The organism is Kitasatospora sp. SC0581 (assembly GCF_048159585.1).
In the GTDB taxonomy this organism is placed as follows: domain Bacteria; phylum Actinomycetota; class Actinomycetes; order Streptomycetales; family Streptomycetaceae; genus Kitasatospora.
The window spans coordinates 1-317 of the sequence record NZ_JBLRWA010000319.1 but is presented as its reverse complement, the minus strand read 5'-3'; the positions used below and the strand labels follow the sequence as shown (position 1 = coordinate 317).

At 48.9% G+C, this 317-nt stretch carries 1 protein-coding gene; it reads right to left on the bottom strand.

Features of this window, described 5'->3' with window-relative positions; translation table 11 throughout:
* Positions 1 to 69 precede the first annotated feature (69 nt).
* On the bottom strand, positions 70 to 317 hold a 248-nt coding region (locus tag ACLWS4_RS38285), incomplete at its 5' end, for a DnaB-like helicase C-terminal domain-containing protein (RefSeq protein WP_416876607.1).

The window sequence follows — 317 nt, the reverse complement described above, 5'->3', positions numbered from 1 at the left end:
GGGCTGTGGGACCTTGTCACCTTGACCTTGTCCGGCCTCACTATAAGACGAGAAAACCGTCCCCTAGCCTCACCTTGACTCGATTTTGCCGGTGTGTTCGTTGTATTTTACGATTACGGTTCCGACCGGGCCGTTGCGGTTTTTGGCAATGATAAGTTCGAGCGAGTTATCGGTAATCTCTCTGTCATAATACTTCTCCCTGTACAGGAAAATGATTACATCAGCATCCTGTTCAATGCTTCCTGACTCCCTGATATCAGACATAAGCGGTCGTTTATTGCTTCTCGGTTCCACGCTCCTGTTCAGTCGGGCTAAAC